This window comes from Cupriavidus pinatubonensis (genome assembly GCF_019602855.1).
Taxonomy (GTDB): Bacteria; Pseudomonadota; Gammaproteobacteria; order Burkholderiales; family Burkholderiaceae; genus Cupriavidus; species Cupriavidus pinatubonensis.
The window spans coordinates 1,792,634-1,812,539 of record NZ_CP080766.1 but is presented as its reverse complement, the minus strand read 5'-3'; the positions used below and the strand labels follow the sequence as shown (position 1 = coordinate 1,812,539).

21 protein-coding genes are annotated in these 19,906 nt (G+C 66.2%); 8 read left to right on the top strand and 13 right to left on the bottom strand.

The window, feature by feature from the left end; genetic code table 11:
- Positions 1–9 precede the first annotated feature (9 nt).
- The gene (locus K2O51_RS08215) at positions 10–1,479 is read left to right on the top strand and encodes a flagellar hook-length control protein FliK (protein ID WP_220630052.1); all 1,470 of its coding nucleotides are present in this window, start codon (positions 10–12) and stop codon (positions 1,477–1,479) included.
- Between the two features lie 80 nt (positions 1,480–1,559).
- Here K2O51_RS08215 and K2O51_RS35545 read toward each other — a convergent pair whose 3' ends face one another.
- A complete protein-coding gene (locus K2O51_RS35545) occupies positions 1,560–1,694 on the bottom strand; it encodes a hypothetical protein (RefSeq protein ID WP_041680593.1) in 135 nt (44 codons plus the stop codon).
- A gap of 223 nt (positions 1,695–1,917) precedes the next feature.
- On the opposite strand from K2O51_RS35545, the gene alkB reads away from it, so the two are divergent.
- The gene (gene alkB, locus K2O51_RS08210) at positions 1,918–2,589 is read left to right on the top strand and encodes a DNA oxidative demethylase AlkB (RefSeq protein ID WP_220630051.1); all 672 of its coding nucleotides are present in this window, start codon (positions 1,918–1,920) and stop codon (positions 2,587–2,589) included.
- 21 nt (positions 2,590–2,610) lie between these two features.
- On the opposite strand, the gene K2O51_RS08205 is transcribed toward alkB, so the two are convergent.
- Positions 2,611–3,672: a CAP domain-containing protein gene (locus K2O51_RS08205; RefSeq protein ID WP_140949402.1), complete on the bottom strand. Its 1,062-nt coding sequence runs from the start codon at positions 3,670–3,672 to the stop codon at positions 2,611–2,613.
- 235 nt (positions 3,673–3,907) lie between these two features.
- Here K2O51_RS08205 and K2O51_RS08200 point away from each other — a divergent pair, with 235 nt between their 5' ends.
- Both K2O51_RS08200 and K2O51_RS08195 read left to right on the top strand, forming a co-directional pair.
- Entirely contained in the window at positions 3,908–4,396 is a 489-nt protein-coding gene (locus tag K2O51_RS08200) for a GFA family protein (RefSeq protein ID WP_011301219.1), read from the top strand.
- A 105-nt stretch (positions 4,397–4,501) separates the two neighbouring features.
- Positions 4,502–5,269: a sulfite exporter TauE/SafE family protein gene (locus K2O51_RS08195; protein WP_011301220.1), complete on the top strand. Its 768-nt coding sequence runs from the start codon at positions 4,502–4,504 to the stop codon at positions 5,267–5,269.
- A gap of 37 nt (positions 5,270–5,306) precedes the next feature.
- Here the strand turns inward: K2O51_RS08195 and K2O51_RS08190 are convergent, their stop codons facing one another.
- The 4 genes from K2O51_RS08190 to K2O51_RS08175 all read right to left on the bottom strand — a co-directional run bounded on the left by K2O51_RS08190 (position 5,307) and on the right by K2O51_RS08175 (position 9,657).
- Positions 5,307–5,924, bottom strand: coding sequence for a DUF938 domain-containing protein (locus tag K2O51_RS08190; RefSeq protein ID WP_011301221.1), 618 nt, complete (start codon positions 5,922–5,924; stop codon positions 5,307–5,309).
- 5 nt (positions 5,925–5,929) lie between these two features.
- A complete protein-coding gene (locus K2O51_RS08185; protein WP_011301222.1) occupies positions 5,930–6,247 on the bottom strand; it encodes a high-potential iron-sulfur protein in 318 nt (105 codons plus the stop codon).
- Positions 6,248–6,357: 110 nt separating this feature from the next.
- Complete coding sequence (locus K2O51_RS08180) at positions 6,358–7,455, bottom strand: methyl-accepting chemotaxis protein (protein ID WP_011301223.1); 1,098 nt, start codon at positions 7,453–7,455, stop codon at positions 6,358–6,360.
- A 210-nt stretch (positions 7,456–7,665) separates the two neighbouring features.
- Positions 7,666–9,657, bottom strand: coding sequence for a PhoX family protein (locus K2O51_RS08175; protein WP_140949400.1), 1,992 nt, complete (start codon positions 9,655–9,657; stop codon positions 7,666–7,668).
- 229 nt (positions 9,658–9,886) lie between these two features.
- On the opposite strand from K2O51_RS08175, the gene K2O51_RS08170 reads away from it, so the two are divergent.
- Positions 9,887–10,507 carry an IMPACT family protein gene (locus K2O51_RS08170; protein ID WP_220630050.1) on the top strand — a complete coding sequence of 207 codons (621 nt, stop codon included), beginning with the start codon at positions 9,887–9,889 and terminating at the stop codon, positions 10,505–10,507.
- Positions 10,488–10,814 carry a 2Fe-2S iron-sulfur cluster-binding protein gene (locus tag K2O51_RS08165; protein WP_220630049.1) on the top strand — a complete coding sequence of 109 codons (327 nt, stop codon included), beginning with the start codon at positions 10,488–10,490 and terminating at the stop codon, positions 10,812–10,814. Before K2O51_RS08170 ends, K2O51_RS08165 begins: the two co-directional genes overlap by 20 nt.
- A gap of 8 nt (positions 10,815–10,822) precedes the next feature.
- Here the strand turns inward: K2O51_RS08165 and K2O51_RS08160 are convergent, their stop codons facing one another.
- From K2O51_RS08160 to dkgB, 4 genes are all read right to left on the bottom strand, one after another.
- Complete coding sequence (locus tag K2O51_RS08160; RefSeq protein ID WP_220630048.1) at positions 10,823–11,935, bottom strand: extracellular catalytic domain type 1 short-chain-length polyhydroxyalkanoate depolymerase; 1,113 nt, start codon at positions 11,933–11,935, stop codon at positions 10,823–10,825.
- Positions 11,936–12,019: 84 nt separating this feature from the next.
- Positions 12,020–12,376, bottom strand: coding sequence for an antibiotic biosynthesis monooxygenase family protein (locus K2O51_RS08155; RefSeq protein WP_220630047.1), 357 nt, complete (start codon positions 12,374–12,376; stop codon positions 12,020–12,022).
- A gap of 40 nt (positions 12,377–12,416) precedes the next feature.
- Complete coding sequence (locus tag K2O51_RS08150; RefSeq protein WP_220630046.1) at positions 12,417–13,547, bottom strand: cytochrome P450 family protein; 1,131 nt, start codon at positions 13,545–13,547, stop codon at positions 12,417–12,419.
- A 141-nt stretch (positions 13,548–13,688) separates the two neighbouring features.
- The gene (gene dkgB / locus K2O51_RS08145; RefSeq protein WP_011301230.1) at positions 13,689–14,492 is read right to left on the bottom strand and encodes a 2,5-didehydrogluconate reductase DkgB; all 804 of its coding nucleotides are present in this window, start codon (positions 14,490–14,492) and stop codon (positions 13,689–13,691) included.
- Positions 14,493–14,605: 113 nt separating this feature from the next.
- Between dkgB and K2O51_RS08140 the strand changes: the two genes are divergently transcribed.
- Together K2O51_RS08140 and K2O51_RS08135 are read left to right on the top strand one after the other, a co-directional pair.
- Positions 14,606–15,508, top strand: coding sequence for a LysR family transcriptional regulator (locus tag K2O51_RS08140; RefSeq protein WP_220630045.1), 903 nt, complete (start codon positions 14,606–14,608; stop codon positions 15,506–15,508).
- Positions 15,509–15,647: 139 nt separating this feature from the next.
- Positions 15,648–16,361, top strand: a complete 714-nt coding sequence (locus K2O51_RS08135) for a 2OG-Fe(II) oxygenase (protein ID WP_220630044.1) — start codon at positions 15,648–15,650, stop codon at positions 16,359–16,361.
- Between the two features lie 23 nt (positions 16,362–16,384).
- Here the strand turns inward: K2O51_RS08135 and K2O51_RS08130 are convergent, their stop codons facing one another.
- The 3 genes from K2O51_RS08130 to K2O51_RS08120 form a co-directional block, all read right to left on the bottom strand.
- The gene (locus tag K2O51_RS08130) at positions 16,385–16,696 is read right to left on the bottom strand and encodes a hypothetical protein (protein ID WP_041680597.1); all 312 of its coding nucleotides are present in this window, start codon (positions 16,694–16,696) and stop codon (positions 16,385–16,387) included.
- 61 nt (positions 16,697–16,757) lie between these two features.
- Positions 16,758–18,503, bottom strand: coding sequence for a M30 family zinc metallopeptidase (locus K2O51_RS08125; protein ID WP_011301234.1), 1,746 nt, complete (start codon positions 18,501–18,503; stop codon positions 16,758–16,760).
- A gap of 444 nt (positions 18,504–18,947) precedes the next feature.
- Positions 18,948–19,868: a LysR family transcriptional regulator gene (locus K2O51_RS08120; RefSeq protein WP_220630043.1), complete on the bottom strand. Its 921-nt coding sequence runs from the start codon at positions 19,866–19,868 to the stop codon at positions 18,948–18,950.
- Between the last annotated feature and the right edge of the window lie 38 nt (positions 19,869–19,906).

Here is a 19,906-nt window from a genome sequence, read left to right as displayed (position 1 = left end):
CATCCACCCATGATCGATATCAGCCAGATCGTCAGCAACGCCTCTCCCAAGGCCGACCCGGCCAGCCGTGCAGCGGCAGATGCCGGCAACAACGCCTTCAGTGGTGCGCTGTCGCGCGCGAAGGACAACAGTCAACCCGCGCCGAGCCAGGATTCCAGTGCCAAGGCCCAGCCTGCAAAGGTCGCACCGGCGAAGGACACCCGCGACAACAACACCGCGAAGACGCCCGACGCCAAGGACACGCCGCGCGCCACCGCCGGCAAGACCGGCGCACAGCCGGGCCGTCGCAAGGACCCCAATGACGATGAGGACACCAGCGCGCAGGCGGCTGATGCCAGCGCCGCTGCGGCAGCACTGGCCGCGCTGCTGCCGGCCACGCCCGCCCCTGTCGCCGCGGATGGCGCGCCGGCAACTGCCGCAGGCAGCAACACCGTCGCGGCCGCCGGTACCGCCGCAGCGTCGGGACTTGCAGCACTGCAATCGCCTGCAGCCGCATCGACCGATACGACCGGCGCCGCCGCGACCACGCTCGCGGACCTGAATACCGATACGGTCGATACGCAAGCCGCCCAGGCAACGGTGCAGGTGGCCACCCCAGCCAAGTCGGCTCCGACTGTCGCCGACACGCTTGCCAATATCCTGTCGCAGCGCGCCGTGCTGGCAGACGCTTCGGCAAAGCCTGCCACGACTGACGCCGCCCAGACCGCCGCCACGCCGAATGCGCCGCTGACTGCGGCGGCTGACATGCGGCAGGGCCACGGCGGCCAGTTCGCCGACAGCCAGGGCCAGCCTGGCGCCGGTCAGCCTCAGCACATGGCACTGCAGCGCGTCGACAGTCCTGCGCAGGACGGCAAAACCGTGGCAGCCCCGTTCGCGCAACAGATCCAGGTCGCCGCGCAAACGGCCGATTCCGCAGTGCCCACGCAGAACGACGGCGCTGCAGCGGCAATTGCCGCGGCACTGGCCAACCAGTCGCCTTCCGCCGCTCCGGCAGCCGTCGCCGCAGCCGCACGCCCCGTGGTGGCGCCGCCGCTGAACGACACGCAGTGGCCGCAGGCGCTGGGCCAGCAGATGATCCGGCTCACGGGGCAAGGCAGCCAGAGCGCCGAACTGCAGCTGAACCCGCCCAACCTGGGTCCGCTGAAGGTTGTGCTCAACGTCGTCAACGACCAGGCCCAGGCGCAGTTCGTTTCGCCGCACCAGGCCGTGCGCGCCGCGGTGGAAGCCGCAATTCCCCACCTGCGCACGGCACTGTCCGAAAACGGCATCCAGCTCGGCCAGACGTCGGTCGGCGCCGACAGCTTTGCCGGCCAGACCGGCAACGGTCAGCAGCAGCAACAGCAGCAGGCCGGCAACAGCCGCGGCCACACGGGCTTCGGCACGAACCTGGCCAGCGCCGAGTCCGCGTCCCCGTCCGCCACGCCGGTCGCCCGTCCGGCACGCGTGCTGGCACAGGGAGAGGTCGATACCTTCGCCTGACTGAGTGGCGCCCCAGGCGCTTCCAACACGACAAAGGCCGCCTCACGGGCGGCCTTTGTCTTTTTCAGCTCAGCGGCGGCTCAGGGCTGGAAGATGTCCAGGCCCGCGAGCGCGACTACCCCGCTCAACGCGATCATCGCCGGCGAATCCCCGCCGAAGATCAATACGGCTGCGGCAAGCCAGGCGACAAGACTGAAGGCGAGAAAGCGTTTCATGATGCAGCGGGTCGAACTGGCCCGATCGAGCGGGCGCGATGTCATGGGGCAGGAATCAGGAAGGTGGAGCTAAGTATAAACCCTGATTTTCCCGATCGAGGGCCGACGAGTGCAGTGAATCAAAATGTGCGCGATACACCGTGCCACAGCGTTCCGGCGGCGCCGGTGCATCGGAGCGATAATTCCCCAGGTTGCCGTGCCATCCTGCCTGTGCCACTGCCCCATGACGTTCGACCTCTTCGACAATCTCGACAACTCGCAAGACGGGTATGCTCCCGGCAGCGCGCCCGAGCCGCTTGCGGAAGGTGCCGTCGTGCTGCGCGGCTTTGCGCGCACGCAGGCGCCGCAATTGCTCGACGAGATCGGAGACATTGCTGCAAAAGCGCCCTGGCGCCACATGATCACGCCGGGTGGCTTGCGCATGTCGGTGGCCATGACCAACTGCGGGCAGGCCGGCTGGGTCTCCGACAGGACGGGCTACCGCTATGATCCATGCGATCCGCTCGATGGCGAGCCATGGCCGGCCATGCCCGCGGCATTCCTCGACCTGGCCACGCGTGCCGCGGCCGAGGCAGGCTTTGCCTGCTTTGCGCCGGATGCCTGCCTGATCAACCGGTATGAGCCGGGCACCCGGCTTTCCTTGCATCAGGATCGCGACGAGCGCGATCTTCGCGCCCCGATCGTATCGGTATCGCTGGGCCTGCCGGCTGTGTTCCTGTTCGGCGGCTTGCGGCGCGCCGACCGGCCTGCGCGCATACGGCTCGCCCATGGCGACGTGGTGGTATGGGGCGGCCCTTCGCGCCTGGCCTTCCATGGCGTGGCGCCGCTGGCCGATGGTGACCACCCGCTGCTCGGGCAGAAACGGATCAACCTGACCTTCCGCAGGGCGCTGTAGCCGCTGCGGCAAAGCGTCCGGTCAGGGTACCGGGGCAGCCACCGTAGTGAACGACCAGCTTGTGCTCAGCGGCGTGCCGGCGCGCGCGCCGGCGAAGCTCACCGTGTAGGTGGCGCCAGACTTCAGCGGCGCAAGCGGCAGCAGGAACACCGCGTTGCGCCGCAGGTACTGGCCGTTCGGGTCGGCCACGGCCGACCCCATCGAGCCTGGTTTCGCGGCCTCCGACACCAACGCGCGCGTGGGCACTTCGGCGCCGGTGCCGTCGAACAGACGGAAGCTCGACACCGTCAGGACTTCGCCGTTGGCACCATTCACGTACACCATCAGGGGGCGGCCCGGCGCGGAAAGGTCCGGCGCCGGGTTCGGCTGTTCTCCACCGGCATTGAACCCGGGCTGCACAGCCACCTCGCCCGCGCGCGGGATCGTCACGATTGCATGCGTAGCCATCTGCTGGCCGCCGGCATAAGGGGTGCTGTTGGCCTGCGGCCCGGGCGGCACCGCGGTACTCGTGCCGAACATGAGCACGCACGTGCTGAACCAGCCGTTACGCGCAGGCACGAAGCCCACGCCCACGGACTCGGCATTGTCGATCACCCCCTGCAGGTGATAGACCGTGGAGTACCACTGGTCGAAACAGCCGCGGGCGTCGGCGGCGACGTCGACGCCCGCGCCTTGTGCGGCCGCCACCTCGCCAATCCATTCGGTATCGGGAGCACCGGCCTTGCGCGCGCGCGCCAGCGGCGTGTCGGCGTAGTACCCAGCGTTGGCGGATGCTTCGTCATGGCCGACGATCCGGTTGGCCTGCAGGTATTCGGCGTGTGCCTGGGCGGCCGTGTCGAGCGCGGCATCCTGTGCCAGCAGGCCGACGCCGAGCGCGTCGCGCACGTCGTTGAGCGCCTGAAACATCACTAGCCGACCCGAGCCCGCGACATAGGTGGGCGCAGGCACGTTGGTCTGCGGTGCGCGAGCGGTCGGCGGCGGCGCCATCGGCGTCTGGGCGGAGTTATCTCCACCGCCTCCACCGCCGCCGCAGGCGGTCAGCGCGACAGGCAACAGCGCAGCGAGAAAACGTGTCCTGATCATTCGGAAAGGGATCCTGCGGGGTATTCGGGAGCCAGCATGGTAGCGACGGCGCTACCTTGCCAATCCTGCAAAAAAGCGCATCGCTGCGGCCGAATTCCCCCGTATGGCTGCCAGGGTGCAGCACCGGCTGCACGGCATCCGCCAGGTAGCAGCGTAAGCCGCACATTGACCTTGGGCCCCTGACGGCACGTCTTCTAAAGTCAATGGCATCGAATCGTTGAACAGGAGGCCAGTCATGCATCTCGAAGGCTCGTGCCATTGCGGCGCCGTGCAATTCTCGCTGGAGTCGGACTCTCCATATCCGTTCATGCATTGCCACTGCTCGATCTGCCGCAAGACCGCAGGCAGCGGCGGCTACGCCATCAATCTGGGCGGCGATGCCTCGACGCTGCGCGTACGCGGCAAGAAGCACCTGGGGATCTACCACGCCGTCATGCGCGAACCCGGCAAGCGCGCCACGCGTTCACCGGCGCAACGGCATTTCTGCCTCAAGTGCGGCAGCGCGCTGTGGTTGTTCGATCCGCGCTGGCCGCACCTCGTCCATCCCCACGCATCGGCCATCGATACCCCGCTGCCCAAGCCGCCCGATGTGGTCGAGGCCGCCCTAGATTTCGCCCCCGAGTGGGTGGATGTACCACGCGGCAAGGGCCACGTGCGTTGCGGCACCTGGCCGGAGGAGTCGCTGCAGGAATGGCATCGCCGGCATGGCCTGCTGAAGGGGTGACCGTCGCGGAGGGCCGGCTTCGGGTGCCGGAATGGTCGCGTATGATGTCTCCCGCATCCGCCGCACCTCCGTCCCGCCTCCATCCGTTCCTGCGCCGTGCCTGCAATGCCCGAACATTTCCTGCTGTCTACGCTGTTGATTTTCGGGTTGGGTGGTTTGCTTGGGGCGGTAGGCGGCCTGTTCGGCATCGGCGGCGGCTTGATTGCCATCCCCGCGCTCGGGCTGTTGTTCGGCATGGATGATCAGCAACTCGCTCAGGGCACGGCGCTGGTCATGATCGCGCCCAATGTGCTGATCGGCTTCTGGCAATACCGCAAGCGTGCCGATATCGCGCTGCGCATGGCGCTCATGCTCGGACTCAGCGCGGTACTCGCGACCTACCTGTCGGCGCGGCTGGCTACTTCCATGGATGCGCAGTTGCTGCGCCGCATCTTTGCCGGCTTCATGATCGGCCTGGCGCTGTATTTTCTCTGGCGGCTGCTGCCCGGACGGGCGATCACAGCTCAGCATGCACGCGTCTCGCCGCGCTGGATTCCGCTGGTCGGCGTGGTCGGCGGCGCGTTCTCGGGCTTCTTCAGCGTCGGCGGCGGCGTGGTGGCCGCGCCGGCGCTGGTTGGCCTGTTCGGCATGCGACAGGCCGCCGCACAGGGGCTGGCGCTGGCCCTCGTGACGCCCGGTGCCGTGGTGGCCCTTGCCACTTACGCGCATGCCGGACATGTCGACTGGGTCAGCGGCATCCCGCTTTCGCTGGGCGGCATGCTGACGATTTCGTGGGGCGTGGCACTGGCGCACCGGATGCCCGAGCGCCGCCTGCGCGCGCTGTTCGCGCTATGCCTGATCGCCACGGCGGCGGTGATGCTGGTGCGCGGTTGACGGGCCCAAGGGAGCGCGCCACGCGAGCCAGGATCGTCTATTTCCGGAACACGAGGCTGAAATTATTGGCCGGCATCGTCACCGGCGCATCGCAGCGCATGCCCTGGGCCTCGCCCAGAGATATCACGTCTTCCATGTCGCGCACGCCCCATTCCGGATCGGTCGCGCGGAGCTGCGCATCGAACGCGGCATTGCTCGGCGCGGTGTGGGCGCCACCACGCCGGTAAGGCCCATACAGGAACAACACGCCGCCAGCGCCAAGCAGCCGGCCCGCGCCGGCAAAGAGCGCCTGCGTGGCCACCCATGGCGAGATATGGACCATGTTGATGCAGACCACGGCATCGGCGGCATCGATACCCCACGGCTGCGCGCACACATCGAGCGCCAGCGGGGCGCGCACGTTGGTCAGGCCTGCGTGATGGGTCCAGGCAGCGATCGACGCGCGCGCCGCCGCATCAGGGTCGCTTGGCTGCCAGGTCAAGCCCGGCAGCGCCGCGGCGAAGTGCACCGCATGCTGGCCGGTGCCGCTCGCGATCTCCAGCACCGTTCCGGTCGCCGGTAGCACGTTGCGAAGCACGGCGAGGATCGGCTCGCGGTTGCGGTCCGTGGCTGGCGCGAGGCGGCGGGCATCAGGGTCAGGGGTCTGGCTCGTCATGGATTTCAACCTTGCTCCCAGGCGTTGCACCAGCCGGCTGCCGCGACCTCCTTGTCGCCGAACAGCGCGCAGCCGCCGGCGGCGCTACCCGTGTCGCCCTGATAAAGCTGGCAGTTGGCGCAGGTCTGACTGGTCTTGTGGCTTGGGTATTTCTTCGGATCCACCTTGGTGGTGTCGGCCTTGTAGCCAACTTTCTGCGCCTGCGGCTCCTGCTCGCCGATCATGGCGGCGCTGGCGGAAGGGCTGCCGAAGAGCCCGGTGATAGCCACGCCGCCCGACAGGGCGAGCGGCAGGTATCCCAGGAACTGGCGTCTGCATGGCATGGCAGTCTCCTCTGAGGTGGGGCAAGTGGCGGCATGTGCCTGCCGCCTCGCGCAGAGGTTACTGCGGATTAGGCGGCCGGTGCAATGCCGGGCCCCCAAACGCGGTCTGCTTAAAGCTTGAACTCGCCCACCACGCCCTGGAGCTGATGGGCCTGGTCCGCCAGCGATGCCGACGCCGCTGCGGCCTGTTCCACCAGTGCCGCGTTCTGCTGCGTGACGGCATCCATTTGCGCCACGGCCTGGTTGACCTGCTCGATGCTGCTGCTCTGGTCGCGCGACGCCACCGAGATCTCGCCGAGGATGCCCGTGACACTGCGCACGGCCTGCTGGAGCTCTTCCATGGTCTGCCCGGCCTTGTCGACCAGCACGGCGCCGCCTTCGACCTGCCGCGCGGAATCGCCGATCAGCACGCGAATTTCCTTCGCGGCGGTGGCGCTGCGCTGTGCCAGTGTGCGCACTTCACCGGCAACCACGGCAAAGCCACGACCCTGCTCGCCCGCACGCGCCGCTTCCACGGCGGCATTGAGCGCCAGGATATTGGTCTGGAACGCAATGCCTTCGATAACCTGGATGATCTCGACCACCTTGTTCGAGCTGGCGCTGATCGCCTGCATGGTCTGCACCACGTCATTGACGACCACGCCGCCGCGCTCGGCGATCTCAGAGGCATTGGCAGCGATGTCATTGGCGGCGTGGGCGCGTTCGGCGTTGCGCCTCACCATATCGGTCAGGCTGCCCATGCTAGACGCCGTTTCCTGCAGCGTGGCCGCCTGTTCCTCGGTCCGCTGGGAGAGATCGGTATTGCCATCCGCGATCTGACGCGACGAGTCGGCGATCGAGTCGGTCGAGCTCTTGATCCGGCTTACCAGGTCGGTCAGGATGTCCTCCATCTTGCCCATGCCGCCGAGCAGCCGGCCGAAGGCACCGCCCTGGTCGGTGTCGAAGTCCTGGCTCAGGTCGCCGGCGGCCACGGTCTCGGCGATGTAGACGGCATCCGCGAGCGGCCGCTCGATGGCCGCGGCGAGCCACAAGGCGCCCGCCACGGCCGCCACCAGTGCTGCCAGGCCCAGGCCGAGCACGGTGTAACGCGCCGCGTCACTGCCCTCAAGCTGCGCCAGGCCCGTGCCGATGGCCGCGCCCGACAACAGCACGACCAGTCCGAAGCTGGCGCCCAGACGCGCACGGATGCTCAGATTTGCCTGCGACATTGTTGCTCTCCCCCTTTTTGTCCGATGTCTGTTTTCGATGGTCTGCCGTTGGAGTATCGGCACGGCCGCGCGGATATTTAGGGAGAACAGCCAATATAGTTGACAAGACAACTTTGGCCGGCCGGCCCTGTCCTCGGCGGGCGAGCCGTTTGCAGAAACAAAAAAGGCGGGCCGAAGCCCGCCTACTGATGTATCCCCTTGCCCGACCGGTCAGGCCTTGGCCAGCTTGATGCTCGACAGGTCAGCCGTCAGGTAGCCGACCGCCGCACCGGCCCGGTCCTTGTAGTTCGCGCGCACCAGCGGGTCCAGCGTCGGTTGCACCTTGGCGTGCAAAGTGGAACCCCAATCGCCGGCATGCTGGAAGTTGCTCATGATGTAGGTCCAGCCGTTGATCTCGTCCACGGCGTGCAGGCCGGTGGCTTCAGCGCCGGCCGGCGTCGACAGCAGGCGCGACAGCTGCCTGGTATCGACGTTGTAGGCCCACAGGAAGTTATTGACGTGCTGGCCGCTGTCCTCGCCAATGAAAAGCGTGCGCAGCTTTTCTGAGAACTTCAGGTTGTCCGGGTTGCCGATCCAGTTCGGGTCGGCCGTGTTGCCGAGGTCATCCGCGGCGATGTCGCGGCCGTTGAGCAGGCCCTTGGTGTGCACCGGCACCCATTCGCTGTCGATGGCATTGCCGTCCTGATCCTTCTGGCCGCCGTCCAGCTTGTGCTGCATGACAGCGCCGGCGTTCAGCGCGGCGTCCAGCGAGATGCCGCTCTGCGCGTTCCAGCCCTTCTTGTTCAGCACCATGGAGTCGACCACGTTCTGCAGCGCGGAGTAGGCGATCTTGTCCTTGATGTTGACCGTGGTGCCTTCCATCTTGGTGAAGCCCATGCTGCCGCCCTTCAGGTAGGCGTAGCGGTGCGTTTCCAGGAACGCAGCGGCCTTCTCCATGCCCGGCATGACCTTCACCCAGTTGGCAGCGCCGTTGTAGAAGATCTTGGTGTAGCCGGTGGCCGACGGATCGGCGATGGTCGGATCGACCAGCTTCACATCGATGACATCGGCCGGTGCAAGCGTGTCGGCCAGGTTCTCGATTTCGGCGCTGGTGGCGTGGCCCAGCTTGATCCAGCTGATGTCGCAGCCGGCGGCGGCCGGATCGATCGAGAAGCCGCTGCCGAGCTTCGCCACATACAGCGTGCCCGACGACAGGTCCGTTTCGCGGTCGGCCACGAACATGAACAGGCCGCTGTTGGTGGCGTCGTCGCCCATCAGCACGGTACGGTTGTCAGGCATGACCTGCACCAGTTCGTGCGAGATGCGGCCCACGCAATAGTGCTTGGTGATGCTGCCCGTGCCGTCCGGATTTACGCGGACTTCGGGCAGGTGGCCGTAGTGGTAAGGCTTGTAGGCCGTCTCGCTGCCGAGCAGGTTCTTGCTGAAGGCCTTGTACTGGGCGATCAGCTTCGCATCGGCGGTGAAGGCGTCGGGCTCGTATTCTTCGCTCGACAGGTGCGTGTTCCACGGCGACAGGCTGGCGCCGCAGGTAATCCACAGGCCGTGCGCTGGCGAGGTGTCCACGTTGTGGTACTTGACCAGCGTGAGCTTGCCGGTGGCCGGGTCCTGGTCCAGCGTCAGCACGGCGATGGGCGACGGCAGGCGGCCATAGGTGTCGGCTCCCGACTGGTCGCGCGTGTTGTACTCGAATTGCACCACGGCGAACACCGGGTTGCCCTTCACGCCGGCAACGCGGGCATTTTCAATCTTCAGCAGCGAGGTGCCGTCGGGCGCGTCGGAGAAGAACTGGCGCTCCTTTCCGGCCACCGAGGTATCCCGGATCGGCTGGTTGTTGATGTCGTAATAGCCGCCGGCCAGGATAGTGCCGCCCTTGCCGTCCGGCACCATGTCGCCGGTGATGAAGAACGGCTGGTAGGCGAGCTTGAACGTGCGGCTGCTGCCGTCGCTGAAGTTGACCTTCATGCTCGAGCCAACGGTCGTGGTTGCCATGGCGGCCGGATTGGCCAGCGTCGGGGCGCTCATGCCGGTGAATTCCGCGGTGGTGAAGGTCGCGTTGGGGTTGGTGGCCGGCGCGGCAATGGCCTCATCGCCACCGCCACAGCCCACGAGCAGGCCGGCGGAAGCCAGGCCCAGCGGCAGCATCGGCGCACCGGCGAGGATTTTCAGCGCCTTGCGACGCGAGGCATCAGGTTTGTCGAACATGGGTCTTTTCCGGGGAAAGTGGGGCGGCATGGCTCAAAGTGCATCCGCTTGTCATAGAAACCAGACATGGCGCGACAGCCGCGCCCTCGTCGCTGCGCATCGTAGTGGGGGTATATGACAGGAAGTTGACGATGAACCACTAAATCGCCACATCGATGACCGGGCGCGGCGCTGCGGTAAACTCCCCGTTTTGTCGTTGTTGGCCACCGTGCCTGCCTGGCAGTTCCGCTTGCCCACCTATACCCTCGCCGCCCCTGTCGACGCCGAACTCGAGATCCGCAAGAGCCGTTTTCTCGCCCTGGCGATCCCCGTTCCTGACCGCGACGCCGCCATGGCAGTCCTGCAATCACTGCGTGCGCAGCACCCCGCCGCCACGCATGTGTGCTGGGCGCTGCTTGCTGGCGGGCAGTCGGGGATGTCGGATGACGGGGAACCCTCCGGCACGGCGGGACGGCCGATCCTGGAAGTGTTGCGCCATCACGATCTCGACGGGGTGCTGGCCGCCGTGGTGCGCTACTACGGGGGTGTCAAGCTCGGCGCTGGCGGGTTGGTGCGCGCTTATACCGATGCAATTGCCGCGGCACTGAAATCCGCGGAGCGGGTCGAGCGCATTGCCTATGCAGAGCTGGCGGTGGAGGTCGACTACGCCGACGAGCCGCGCGTGCGCCGCTGGCTTGAACAGGCGGCACAGGACGGCTGCACGCTGGCGGACACCGCCTACGGCGCCATGGCGCGCCTGGTGATCCGGCTCCCCGCTACCCAGCGCGATGCTGCCCAGGCTGCCTTGCGCGACGCCACGCACGGACGTGCGCTGTTTCCACAGGCCGACGATGACGGATCCGCACACTGAAACCGGCGACGTCCCGGTGGACGAACTGGCCGAATTCACCGTGCGCGTGTTGCCCGGCGATGTCACCTTTGCCGCGCCAGCCGGCCTGAGTCTGCTCGAAGCCGGGCTGCTCGAAGGCGTCGCACTGCCCAATTCGTGCCGCAACGGAACGTGCCGTGCCTGTGCGAGCCGTTTGCGCGAGGGCGCTATCCGCTATCGGATCGACTGGCCCGGGCTCAGCCCGGATGAGAAGGATGACGGGTGGATCCTGCCTTGTGTGGCGTGTCCCGTCAGCGATGTCGTGATGGAGCCGGGCAAGCTCGAGTAGGCTTGCCCTCACCTGTCCCCGAAAAACCGCAACGCGATCCGCAACGCATCCGGTCCCCGCGGATCGGAAAAGGCCTGCGCCGCCGGCCCCCCGCTCCACGCATGCCCGAGGCCCTCGATCCTGACGAGCCGCACGAAGATTTCCCCGTCGACCAGCCAGTCAGACACCTCCGCCGGCAACCTTTGCCCACGCTGCACGCGACGCGCGCCAGGCACGACCAGCCGCACCGACGGATCCGGCAGCAAGTCCAGCCAAAGCCGCGCAGCCGTCATCGCGTTCTCCACCGAAACCACCGAATCCCTATCGCCATGCAGCAGCAGCAACGGCGGCAAAGGCCGCCCCGCCAACCATAACCGCAGTGCCTGCCGCGCCGCAGCATCCGGCACCCGGCTGCCCCGCATGGCCGCCCCGGCCTGCGCCGTGTTGCCAGCGCTGTAAGGCACCGCCCCCGCATGCGAGCTAACTCCGATAAAGCGATCCGGATAACGCAATCCCAGCATCATCGCCATCGCACCGCCGGCCGATAGCCCCATCACGCTGACGCGGTCAGGCCGCACCGGATAGCGGCCACACACATGGTCGATCATCGCCATCAGCAACGCGGCCTCGGCACTCCCGCGCGTAGCGGGACGAAACCAGTTCCAGCACCGTTGTGCGTTGCCCTGCGACGACTGCTCCGGCAGCAGCACGACGCAGCCCGCCTCCCGCGCCACGGTTGCAGCGCGCGTGACCGTGGCAAAGCTCGCGGCGTCCTGGCCGCAGCCGTGCAAGAGCACGAGCATCGGCGCACGCCGCCGGGCCGTTACGCCGGCCGGTATGAAGATGCGGTAGTTGCGCTGCGCGAGGGGGCCGAGTCCGCCAACGCCTTCTTCCCAACGTCCGCTGCCGCGGCTTTGTGGCGGCGGCACGGGCGAGGCCACCCCGGACAGCGCGCGTTGCGTGGCCTTGGTGACGGCCGATGACTGCTTCACCGCGTTGCGCACGATGGCCTCGGTCATCGGCTTGGTCACCGACTTGTTGATCGCGCGGGTCATCTCGCGCCCCATGCGCCGGGCCTGGCGCGTCGCGCTCTTGCCCAACGCTGTCCATAGCCGTGCCGTGCTGCCGCCGCGGCGTCCCATGTGACTGGCCTCCCGTCCGGATTCCGTTGACGGGATCGATTGTGTCAGGCTTTCTTGTCAGGCGTATGTGCGAGCCACGGCGCCTCAGCGCGTTGCGCGGTCATGCACCGCGCGGCTGTCGGCGGGCGCCTCGTCGCGCTCGTTCAGGCCGTAGTCGCGCAACACCTGCGCCACGCGCAGCCGATAGCCCGAGAACACGCCGCCGCGGCCGGCGGCCTGCGCCTGGCGGTGCTCCTCGGTGTTACGCCATGCCATGACGGCAGCCTCGTCGCGGAAGAATGACAGCGACAGGATCTTGCCGGGGTTCGTCAGGCTCTGGAAACGCTCGACCGAGATGAAGCCGTCGATGGCCTCCAGCGTGGGCCGCAACTTCGCGGCAATGTCGAGATACGTGCCCTTGCGGCCCGGTGCGGGCTCGACTTCGAAGATGACGGCGATCATGTCGTGGGTCTCCGTGAGAGATTGGGGAGGAACCAGCGCTTCAAAGGAAATGCGGGATGCGCGCGTTGTGCGAAGGCCGGTAGCGGAACGCCTGCGCCAGGGCGGCCGGCTGCGCGCCACGCGCGAGCAGCGCGTCGACAGTCGCCGCGGCAAGCGCCCGAGCGAGCGCGTCGCCGGGGCAGGCATGGCGGCCCGCGCCGAACGTCCAGGGCCTTGCGCCAGCTTCGACGGGCGCTGCGCACGACGCAGCGGCCAGTAGTACAAGCAAGGCATCGCCGGCCCTGACCGGCACGCCGCACACGCGCGCATCAGCCGCAAGGAAGCGGCGTGTATTTTGCACCGGCGGATCGTCGATCGCCACGCGCACAGCCAGTTCATCGAGCCCGCGCGTGGTGGGGCTACTGCGGCCGAGCCGGACCAGCATGTTGCCGGCAAGCCCGGCCGTGGCCTCGCATGCCTGCACCATCAGGCCTATCACATTGGCCGCGACGACCTCTGGCGCGATGTCATCGGCATGCGCCGCTTGCCGCAGCGCTGGCAGCAGGCCGAGGTCTTCCGCCGGACATGGCCGCCCCGCAGGCATTTTCAGCCACTGCCCCAGCCACCGAGCCGCGTCGGCACCCGCCTCGACATCGCCGGCTGTAGCCAGCGGCGACTGCGCCGCTGCGTAGGCGGCCACGCGGGCCGCGACAGCCATGGCATCGGCGCCCGCACGCACAGGCAGGCCGAGCAGATCGGCCACCGTCACGACGGGCAGCGTGAACAGCCAGCGATTGATCGTGGCACCGTTGAGCGGCGCCATGTCCGGCACGAGATCGAGTACGCCGGCCAGCCCGGCAGAACGCGTTTTTGCCGTGGCTGCATCCATGCTGGCCATCAACCGCATCAGGATGGCTTTCAGCGGTGCGTGAGCGGCCCCGTCGTTCATGCGGATCAGACGGCCAAACAACTCGCCCGCCGCGGTGCCGGCGAGCGCAGTCGGCACCGGCTGCGACAGCGGGCGCACCCGGCAGTCGGGATGGGCCAGCACGGCTGCCACCTCCGCGCGCCCGGCTGCCACCCACAAGCCCAGCCTCTCGTCGAAACCAAACGGCTGACGCGTCGCGAGCGCACGATAGTACGGATACGGATCTGGAGCGGTGACGGCTTCAAGCGGGTCGGCAGGCATCATGGTGTGGCGGATTCGGTGTGTTGCTGATCGGCGGCGCGCAACAGGAATGCTCGCGGCGCTACAGCGTCAGACGAATCTTTGCACTGTCCACTGCCCCGAAGCTTCGTGGCGACATGAAATGTCGAATGCAGCAGCCTGGCCTCAGTCCCATTCCGGCGCCAGACCCTCGGGGTTGACTTCGCGGCCGTTGCGTTCCAGCGCGGTGATCTGCGCCATGTCGCCGGCGTCGAGCTTCAGGTCGCGCGCCAGCAGGTTGCTTGCGAGGTTCTCGCGCTTCGTCGACGACGGGATCACGGCATAGCCGAGCTGCAGCGCCCATGCGAGGGCAACCTGTGCCACCGTAGCGCCATGCTTTGCGGCGATCTGTGCGAGCACAGGGTCCGTCAGCACCTTGCCGTAAGCCAGCGTCATGTACGACGTCACTGCGATGCCCTGCTCCGTCAGGAAAGCCGTCAGCTTGCGGCTCTGCAGGTAGGGGCTCAGTTCGATCTGGTTGGTCGCGATCTCTCCCTTGCCGACCACGTCGATGGCCTGGTGCGTCAGCGCGATATTGAAGTTCGAGACGCCGATCTGGCGCGTCAGCCCCAGCGACTTCGCCGCGGCGAGCGCCTCCATGAACTCGCGCAGCGGCACGCCGTTGCCCGGCGCGGGCCAGTGGATCAGCGTCAGGTCGACATAGTCGGTGCGCAGCTTGTCCAGGCTTTCGCGCAGGCTCGGCACGAGCTTGTCGGCGGCGTAGTGCTCGGTCCAGATCTTGGTGGTGAGGAACAGCTCGTCGCGTTTCACGCCGCTTTCGGCGATGGCCTGGCCGACATCGGCCTCGTTGCCGTAGATCTGCGCAGTGTCGATGGCGCGGTAGCCGAGGTCCAGCGCGTTGTATACGGAGTCGACGGCGGCTTGGCCGGTCAGGCGGAACGTACCGACGCCGAAAGAAGGAATGCTCATGAGGGGACTCCTGTGTGGCAGCAAGAGATAACTTGGAATGGAGCCAGTTTGCCGGCTTTACATTTGCAAATTAAGCCGTGTATAAGTCAAATTCATTTGATTTGAAATCAACAATGAAGACGACCATCGACGAACTGCTGGCCTTTGCGGCTGTCGTGGATACGGGTTCGATCACAGCAGCCGCGGAACAGCTCGACCTGACGGTATCCGCCACCAGCCGCACGCTGAGCCGGCTCGAAGAAAAGCTGCAGACCACGCTGCTGCGCCGGACCACGCGGCGATTGGAGCTGACGGAGGAAGGCGCGGCATTCCTGACCCATGCACGCGCCATTCTCGCCATGGTCGACGACGCGGAAGAGCAGATGGCGGCACGTCGCATGCGCCCCGTGGGACGCCTGCGCGTCGATGCGGCGACGCCCTTCATGCTGCACGTGCTTGTGCCACTGGTGGAAGGCTTCCGGGCGCGCTACCCGGACGTGGAACTGGAACTGCACTCGAACGAGGGCATCATCGACCTGATCGAGAAGCGGGCCGATGTGGCGTTCCGCATCGGCTCGCTCAAGGACTCGACGCTGCATGCGCGGCCGATCGGCACCAGCCGCGTGCGGGTGCTGGCCAGCCCCGATTACCTGAAACGACACGGCACACCGACCAGACCTGCCCAGCTTGCGCAGCATGCGTTGCTCGGCTTCAGCCAGCCCGATTCGCTCAACGACTGGCCATTGCGCGACGACGACGGCAGCATCGTGCACATCAAACCAGCCATTGCGTCATCGAGCGGCGAAACGCTCAGGAGCCTGGCACTGGCCGGCCAGGGGATCGTCTGCCTGTCGGACTTCATGACACGCGAAGACCGCCTCAGTGGCCGGCTGGTGCCACTGTTTGCACGGCAGACGCTAGACGAGCGTCAGCCGATCAACGCCGTCTACTATCGCAATACGGCATTGGCGTCGCGCATCACCTGCTTCGTCGATCATGTGGTTGAGGTGCTGGGCAAGCAACCGTTCGACGAATAGCCGGCCTGGTAGCGCTCGCCCTGAATTCAACCGCAAGCAGCGGAGTTTCGAGAACGGCCTCGGTCCTTACATTGGCATCACACGTCATCACAAAGAGTGAGCCACCATGAAGACTGATCCAATGCAGCAGGCGCAAAGCATGAAAGCGCGTTCTGCGGATATCAGCACAGCATTCGACTGGACCGAAGTCGGCAGGTCACTGGATGAACACGGCAATGCGGTCTTGCAGGGCATGCTGACGCCGAAGCAATGCGAGACGCTGGCTGCGCTATACGACCGCGACGAGTTGTACCGCTCGCGCGTCGTAATGGCCCGCCACGGCTTCGGACGCGGCGAGTACAAGTACTTCGCCTATCCGCTGCCGCCATTGCTGGACGAGCTTCGCCACACGTTGTATCCGCCGCTCGCGGCGATCGCCAATCGCTGGAATGCGCCGATGCGCGTGGACGTGCAGTACCCCGACGGACTGGAAGCCTTCCTCGGCCGATGTCATCGCGCAGGCCAGACCCGGCCGACGCCGCTGATCCTGCAGTACGGGCCCGGCGACTACAACTGCCTGCATCAGGACCTCTACGGGACCCACGTGTTTCCGCTGCAGGTCGCGATCCTGCTCTCCGAGCCGGGCCGCGATTTCGAAGGCGGGGAGTTCGTCATGACCGAAAGCGCCGCGCATGGCCAGCGCGCCGAAGTCGTCGCGCTGCGGCAAGGCGATGCCGTGGTGTTCACTGTCAACCAGCGACCGGTGCCGGGCCTGCGCGGCGGCACGCGGAAAGTCGCAATGCGCCATGGCGTCAGTGCTGTGCGCAGCGGCAGGCGTCATACGGTCGGGCTGATTTTTCACGACGCGCAATAGCCGGCGTTGAGCGCCTCGACGCACTATGGCTCGGGACGAGACTCGACTGAATCCACGCGCAGGCCCGGCATCCATGTGTCCTTGCCCGGCGCGCGCGTGACGGTACCGTGCACGGTCGCGAGCTGATTGAACTGCTCGCGTGCCGCAGCCACGGTCATGCCGGTCAGCTCCCACGCCGGTCCGTCGTCCTGCTGCAGCACGATCATGGGAAACATGGCATTGCCCTTGACCCGGATCTTGCCTTCCAGTGTGATGTGGGCACCGACCGACGGCGTAAAGCATGCGGTAAGGGTACAGGCGGCAACGATGAGGGCCGCAGGTAGTCGTCTGAACATGGACTCGTATGGCAGAGCCGGCATAAGGTGATGCAATGTCCGCCTGATGCCGGCGTTCCGGTCAGTGAACCACAACCGTGAGCGTCATGCCTGCCGGCAGCTTGACGGTCTCATTGTAGGTGCCCTGCACAGCCTGCCGCACGACCGGGAACGTCGCGTACGGTTCGAGCATGTCAGGCACGGCAGTGGCCAATGTCCGGATCCCCGTGTAGAGACTCGGGTCGATCACGGGCAAGGTAAAGCCGCCGTCAATGCGCGCCGGATATCCGTAGCCGGCCGGCGACCCCGCGGCAGGCATCAAAGATCCCGACGTGGTCGACCAGCGCAGCACCTCGTCCGCCAGGCTCGATGCTGGTTTGGCGTTCCTTATTGCCGCATCCAGTACCGCCACCGAATCGGCATGCGATGTGCGCGAGAGCAGGTCCTTGTAGAAATCGAGCCCCAGCTGGCGGTTGAGGAACCCGCCCAGCGACCCGGACACGGAATAGCTCTCGCACTTCGTTCCGAAGCCGGTGAATCTCAGCAGGTTGCAGTTGAGATTGCCGCCCTTGTAACCGATGTAGTCGATAAAACGGTTGTCACGGATGTTGTTGTACCCGTCATTGACGCGCAAGCTGGCAAAGTCTTCCATCATCATGGCCGTCATTTCCTCCAGCCAGACATTGAAGCCGTATTGGCCACCGGCCAGTACGCTGCGTCGATAGAAGTTCTGCAAGTGCATGCCTTCGTGCGCCATGGCAAGCAGAATATCTTCTCTGCCAGGCTCGCCGCCGAGGTACAGCGTTTCCGCGTCCAGGTAGAGCGACACCGATTCGTTGCTGTCCGGCCGGCTTGTCTTCAGAAACGCGTTCTGCGACCAGAAGTAGCCGAGCTTGCCGTACGGCTGCGCGTTGCGGTCGAAGTTCAGGATCACGATATCGACCGGCTGGCCCTCGGACGCAATCATCGAACTGCCGTACTGGTGCGGTCCCCACAGCGGGCCGCCGACGGATTTCAGCATGTCATAGATGCCGCCGGCGTTGGAGAATCCTGCCACGAGCGCATCGAGATGCGCGGACGACACCTTCTGTGGCGTACTTTCCGCGGTTTCCACCCAGTAGTTGACCGTTACGCCGTCCGACGCCGTGGCTTGCCTGACGAGCGTGGCGGCGCGCGTGGTGCCGTCCGCGCTGTACCAGTTGCGGGTATCGTTCACCGCCCATTGGACCGGCGCCGCGACCGAAAAGCGCGGCGCCGCGCCCTGGCGCGCGTACTGCTGCCAGCCGGTACGGTTGAACTCCATGATTTGCTCGTCATGTCCGCCGTGCGCGCGGGCACCGGCGTCTCGGCCGCGCAGCATCGATTGCCGCATGCTTGACGAGCTGCCCGCCGTCAGCGAAATCCCCTGCATGGTCAGCTCGCTGCCAGTCGTGTTGGTAAAGACCAGCGTGAGGTCCTGCCCCGTCAGTCCTGCGATCTGCACTGGCACATCGGCGCTGCTTGCTGTGTCGTTTTTTGCTCGCCATATGCCGACGCCCGAACCAGAGTAAGACAGCGCCACGGAAGGCGGACACCCTTCGCAAGCCAGTGCGAGAGTGTTCTTCGGTGCTCCGGCCGGTGCCGCACCGGGCGTGCCCAACGGCGCGTTTCCCGCCGGCGCGCCTGGCTGGGCCACTGGTGTATTCACGGGCGTCTGCGCGGCCGGTGAAGACGAAGCGGTTGCATCGCCACCGCTATCGCCACCGCCGCCACAGCCTGCCAGCGCCACACTGAGCAACGTGGCAGCAGCCACTGACCCCTTGAAATATTGCTTGCGCGATGCGCGCATAATGACTCTCCCGATTTAAAAGTAAATGCCAGCCGCAATGAGCGTGGCGATACAGGACTGCCGTCTTGGAAGCCCTGCTTCCTGCCATGCGTCGATCTTTCAGGGCGTCGACGCTATGGCTGGAACCCCTCAGGAAGCCATGAGCTAGCCAGAATCCGCACGATGGCTGAACTGGCCATCGTCATCGCGGCGAGGCAATGCCACCATCTGAATTTCCTTGAAGATGAATCAGGGAAATTCCCGGCTTCCTTCCGTATTTTTTTGTTGCGCCATTCTGCGAGCCAGCGCACGGTGACTCAATGGGACAGCAGGAGGACAAATGAAATGACTGTGGCGCGGATGTCTAACCGGCCATGGCGGAGTGGCTTATCGCTTGACGGGAGCGCTCGGCAGGCGTTGCACCCGCGAGCCTTTCCGATTTGCTCTGCAAACCGGCAGCGAAAGCTACGTTCCGCTACCGGCGAAGATCGACATCTTGCGCGAGATATGGTCCAGCATCGCAAGCGCCGCCGCCGGCAAGGGCCGGCCGGCCTTGACCAGCAGCCGTGCCTGCGTGCCCTGGAACAGCGGATGATCGAGCGGCACCGCCGCAAGGGTGCCGGCCGCGATCTCGCGATACGCGGCGAACTCGCCGATCAGCGTCATGAAGTTTTCGTAGGCGACGAACTGCTTGAGCGCCGTCAGGGAGTTGCTGACCAGCGTCGGGCGGATCCGGATGTTCTCGGCAAACTCCAGCATCTGCAGCGCGTGCCCGACGCCAAACGATGCCGGCATCATCGCGAGCGGGTAGGACTGCAAGTCCGCCACGCTGGCCGGTCCGCCGCGCAACGCCAGCGGGTGATCGTGCCGGACCAGCAGCACGACCGGCTGCGGCGCGCTCGCACGGTATTCGATGCGCGGATGCGGCGGCGGATTGTAGGCAAGGCCGATGTGCGCACGGCTCTCTGCCACTTCGTTCAGAACGTCGTCGACCGGCAGGATCTCCAGCTGGACGTCGAGCTTCGGGTACTGCGCGCAAAACGGGGCCAGCACCTCGTTGACCAGCGGATCCACGTAGCCCTCGCTCATGGCCAGCTGGACTTCGCCTTGCTGCAGACCCTTGAGCGCATGCAACTGGTCTTCGAGCTTCTCCTGGTGAGAACGGTACCCGCGCCAGAACTCGATCAAATGCGCAGCCGCCGCCGTTGGCCGCAAGCCGCGCGGCTCGCGCTCGAACAGCGTGGCGCCAAGCTCTTCTTCCAGTAGCCGGATCTGCCGGGTGATGACCGACGGCGCGGTATTGAGACTGTCCGCCGCCCCACGGATCGTGCCCTGCGTGAGGACTTCACGAAAGTACCGCAAGCGCTGCTGATTAATCTCACGCATAGGAGGACATCCACTGAATCGATGAGCGGGCGATGCGC

What these genes read in the sequence shown, in the direction of transcription:
- K2O51_RS08215 (WP_220630052.1), top strand. Translation starts at nt 10, where the DNA reads ATGATCGATATCAGCCAGATCGTCAGCAACGCCTCTCCCAAGGCCGAC.
- alkB (WP_220630051.1), top strand. Translation starts at nt 1,918, where the DNA reads ATGACGTTCGACCTCTTCGACAATCTCGACAACTCGCAAGACGGGTAT.
- K2O51_RS08125 (WP_011301234.1), bottom strand. Translation starts at nt 18,503, where the DNA reads ATGCGCGCATCGCGCAAGCAATATTTCAAGGGGTCAGTGGCTGCTGCC.
- K2O51_RS08120 (WP_220630043.1), bottom strand. Translation starts at nt 19,868, where the DNA reads ATGCGTGAGATTAATCAGCAGCGCTTGCGGTACTTTCGTGAAGTCCTC.
- K2O51_RS08155 (WP_220630047.1), bottom strand. Translation starts at nt 12,376, where the DNA reads ATGATCGCCGTCATCTTCGAAGTCGAGCCCGCACCGGGCCGCAAGGGC.
- K2O51_RS08195 (WP_011301220.1), top strand. Translation starts at nt 4,502, where the DNA reads ATGCCCGAACATTTCCTGCTGTCTACGCTGTTGATTTTCGGGTTGGGT.
- K2O51_RS08190 (WP_011301221.1), bottom strand. Translation starts at nt 5,924, where the DNA reads ATGACGAGCCAGACCCCTGACCCTGATGCCCGCCGCCTCGCGCCAGCC.
- K2O51_RS08160 (WP_220630048.1), bottom strand. Translation starts at nt 11,935, where the DNA reads ATGGGACGCCGCGGCGGCAGCACGGCACGGCTATGGACAGCGTTGGGC.
- K2O51_RS08180 (WP_011301223.1), bottom strand. Translation starts at nt 7,455, where the DNA reads ATGTCGCAGGCAAATCTGAGCATCCGTGCGCGTCTGGGCGCCAGCTTC.
- K2O51_RS08185 (WP_011301222.1), bottom strand. Translation starts at nt 6,247, where the DNA reads ATGCCATGCAGACGCCAGTTCCTGGGATACCTGCCGCTCGCCCTGTCG.
- K2O51_RS08140 (WP_220630045.1), top strand. Translation starts at nt 14,606, where the DNA reads ATGAAGACGACCATCGACGAACTGCTGGCCTTTGCGGCTGTCGTGGAT.
- K2O51_RS08165 (WP_220630049.1), top strand. Translation starts at nt 10,488, where the DNA reads ATGACGGATCCGCACACTGAAACCGGCGACGTCCCGGTGGACGAACTG.
- K2O51_RS08150 (WP_220630046.1), bottom strand. Translation starts at nt 13,547, where the DNA reads ATGATGCCTGCCGACCCGCTTGAAGCCGTCACCGCTCCAGATCCGTAT.
- K2O51_RS08130 (WP_041680597.1), bottom strand. Translation starts at nt 16,696, where the DNA reads ATGTTCAGACGACTACCTGCGGCCCTCATCGTTGCCGCCTGTACCCTT.
- dkgB (WP_011301230.1), bottom strand. Translation starts at nt 14,492, where the DNA reads ATGAGCATTCCTTCTTTCGGCGTCGGTACGTTCCGCCTGACCGGCCAA.
- K2O51_RS08205 (WP_140949402.1), bottom strand. Translation starts at nt 3,672, where the DNA reads ATGATCAGGACACGTTTTCTCGCTGCGCTGTTGCCTGTCGCGCTGACC.
- K2O51_RS08200 (WP_011301219.1), top strand. Translation starts at nt 3,908, where the DNA reads ATGCATCTCGAAGGCTCGTGCCATTGCGGCGCCGTGCAATTCTCGCTG.
- K2O51_RS35545 (WP_041680593.1), bottom strand. Translation starts at nt 1,694, where the DNA reads ATGAAACGCTTTCTCGCCTTCAGTCTTGTCGCCTGGCTTGCCGCAGCC.
- K2O51_RS08135 (WP_220630044.1), top strand. Translation starts at nt 15,648, where the DNA reads ATGAAAGCGCGTTCTGCGGATATCAGCACAGCATTCGACTGGACCGAA.
- K2O51_RS08175 (WP_140949400.1), bottom strand. Translation starts at nt 9,657, where the DNA reads ATGTTCGACAAACCTGATGCCTCGCGTCGCAAGGCGCTGAAAATCCTC.